This is a genomic window from Acinetobacter sp. WC-141 (genome assembly GCF_000313935.1).
In the GTDB taxonomy this organism is placed as follows: Bacteria; Pseudomonadota; Gammaproteobacteria; order Pseudomonadales; family Moraxellaceae; genus Acinetobacter.
In genome coordinates this window covers 1-2,843 of the sequence record NZ_AMSS01000038.1, presented here as the reverse complement: position 1 = coordinate 2,843, position 2,843 = coordinate 1, and the positions used below count along the sequence as shown (strand labels likewise).

The following is a 2,843-nucleotide window of genomic DNA, read 5'->3' as shown; positions in this document are numbered from 1 at the left end:
GTTAGATTGGCTTACACCATTAGAGAAATTTGCTCAGCTTGTTGATTATCATATGGCTTTTGAAACTGTCGCACCTCATGTTTGAATTCGCCACTTTTTCTATGATGTTCGGTGCAATAACACTTAGCGTGTTGAGTATGATATTTGAAGACCCTCTTACAGCGATCGCCTCTGCACCTGTAAATGCGCATTTGGCCATGGGCTATGTCATTATCTGCTCTACCATGATTGCTTATTTATTTTGGTTTAATGGCATACAAAAGTTAGGAGCTGGACGCGCCTCCGTCTTTTTTAACTTTGTACCTGTGTTTAGTATGCTGATCGCCCTACTTACAGGTCAGTCTCTTAATATCTGGCAATTGGTAGGAACGGCTTTAGTCATGCTAGGTGTAATGAGTAGTGGAGGTTTTATAAAAATTAAAAGCACGCCTCTTGTAGTGAAACATTGTTCAAAATAGGAAATATGCTGCTACATTAAAAGTTCTATATTTATCATGGAGCAGCATTTTCAAATATAAAATAGAAAAATTATTTACCTAATAACTTCTTTAATTTTATAAGTTTTATTTCTACTAATATCTTTTTACATTTTTTATTATTTATCACAAAAGCTCATCTTAATTATTCCGTTGTAACAAATAATGTATGTTTCTTTAAAACTTAATAAAAGATTGCCATATATAGTTTAAAAATAACCAACGGAGATATTAAAATGAAGCTGGATTTCACAACAATTGAAAAGCAAGCTAAATTGCTACAAGAAGAGCAAGAAAAATTAGGGCAACAAGATCAAGACTTTCAAGCTGCTTTAGATAAGCACAGAGAATCTTTAAAGAATTTATTTAAAGATCTTTTCTCTGATCGTGAAATTAAAACTGAAAATGGAGGTCATTTTTGTGTAACTTTTGGAGATTTTAAAATTTCTTTATTGATTGAAACTGCTAAATTTGAAAATGGTGTTCCTGTAAAATTAAATTCGGTAAATCCCGTTATTATTAAATGTAAAAAAGATAAGCCGATTGCGAAAGCTCAGTTTACTGATGCAACACAATATCTAGATAACCATTTAGAAGCTCCAAACTATCAGTACTATTATAAACAAGACGATAAAACCCAACTGGTTCAATTTTCTGAACTTCCAATTTTTTTTCAAACGATATTAGACACTAATGTATAAAGTCAGGCCCTCGATGGAGGGCTTTTCTATATATTATTTTTTTATCATGTAAATCTATTAAAAATAAAAACGGCCTAATTATTTTTTCTATTTAACTATGAAATATTTAAGCTACTTTTAGCTTCAGCAGCCTCAAAAACTATTTGATTCTTTTTAAAATTACTTGTATATACATGTTTGTATTTGTTTGTACAAATGCGTACTTAATAAAAATATAGAGCAGACTCTTAAAGGACAAGGAGAGTGAAATGGACTCATCGGCTGGGAAACCAAATCGTAGTTTTATTGAAAACCGAAGTATTGACTTTATTCCAGAGAATGAAAGACATGGTGGAGTATTTGCTCAATTCACCCTCTGGTTTGGTGCCAACTTACAAATCACGGCTATTGTGACGGGAGCACTAGCAGTTGTATTAGGTGGTGATGTTTTTTGGTCGATTATTGGTTTATTGGTGGGACAGTGTTTTGGTGCTGCTGTCATGGCTCTACATGCTGCTCAAGGTCCTAAACTTGGTCTTCCCCAAATGATTTCAAGTCGTGTGCAATTTGGGGTATATGGTGCGTGTATTCCGATCATACTCGTTTGTCTCATGTATGTTGGTTTTACCGCAACTGGTGAAGTACTCGCGGGTAAAGCCATTGCCCATCTAGCACATGTCAGTAATACAACTGGCATCTTAATTTATGCTTGCTTTATTATCTTATTTGCAACGATCGGATATCGTTTAATTCATTTGGTAGGCAAAGTAGCCAGTATCATTGGTTTAATTGCTTTTGTTATTATTCTTACTCAAATTTTAGCACTTTCTGACTTTTCAGAACTCTTAGCAATACGTCATTTCAGTTGGTCTTCATTCTTGTTAGCAGTTTCACTTTCTGCTTCTTGGCAAATCTCTTTTGGGCCTTATGTTGCAGACTACTCTCGCTATCTTCCAACCAAAACATCTTCATCTCGTGTTTTTTGGGCCGTCGGCTTAGGTTCTTTAATTGGCTCACAAATTTCCATGACCTTAGGCGTTTTGATTGCTCAGGTTGCAAACGGGAATTTTGTTGGAAATGAAGTGCAATATGTTGTAGGTATGAACCCAATTGCCCTCGTGGTGACCTTTTTATATTTTAGTATCGCTTTTGGCAAAGTTACTCTGACAACCTTAAATGCTTACGGTAGTTTTATGTGCATTGCTACGATTTGGAATAGTTTCAAATCGACAAATCAAATCTCAAAAATAACAAGATTATTCATTGTCCTTGCCATGGTTGTGATCTCGACTTTTATTGCAATTATAGGCGAGCACACTTTCTTAAGTGCATTTAAGGCATTTATTTTGTTTTTACTCACCTTTTTTATTCCTTGGAGTGCCATTAATCTTGTTGATTACTATTTTATCTCTAAAGAAGAATGTGATGTAGATGCGCTCTATGATCCAAATGGTAAATATGGCCGTTGGAATCGGATTGGTATGATGTGTGCTGAAAAAACAGGAGGTTTTAACTTGGTAAACTAAACACACTCATCAGGAGTTTACCATGAGCAAGAAACACAAGACTTACACCACAGAATTTAAAGCTGAAGCCATCAAATTAATTGAAGCCAATCAAGGCAATGTCTCGGAAACAGCCAGACAACTTAGCATTTCAATGCAAACTCTTTCAAATTGGAATACCA

Annotated in this window: 2 protein-coding genes and 2 pseudogenes; all 4 read left to right on the top strand. The window is 34.8% G+C overall.

Annotated features, from left to right (window positions below):
* Positions 1-83: 83 nt before the first annotated feature.
* Positions 84-458 (top strand): annotated as a pseudogene (locus ACINWC141_RS06020) (EamA family transporter); the annotation flags it as partial.
* A 254-nt stretch (positions 459-712) separates the two neighbouring features.
* Positions 713-1,177: a hypothetical protein gene (locus ACINWC141_RS06015; RefSeq protein ID WP_009389170.1), complete on the top strand. Its 465-nt coding sequence runs from the start codon at positions 713-715 to the stop codon at positions 1,175-1,177.
* A gap of 248 nt (positions 1,178-1,425) precedes the next feature.
* Positions 1,426-2,646: pseudogene (locus ACINWC141_RS06010) on the top strand (purine-cytosine permease family protein); the annotation flags it as partial.
* Positions 2,647-2,704: 58 nt separating this feature from the next.
* The coding region (locus tag ACINWC141_RS06005; protein ID WP_009389167.1) for a transposase at positions 2,705-2,843 on the top strand (139 nt) is incomplete at its 3' end.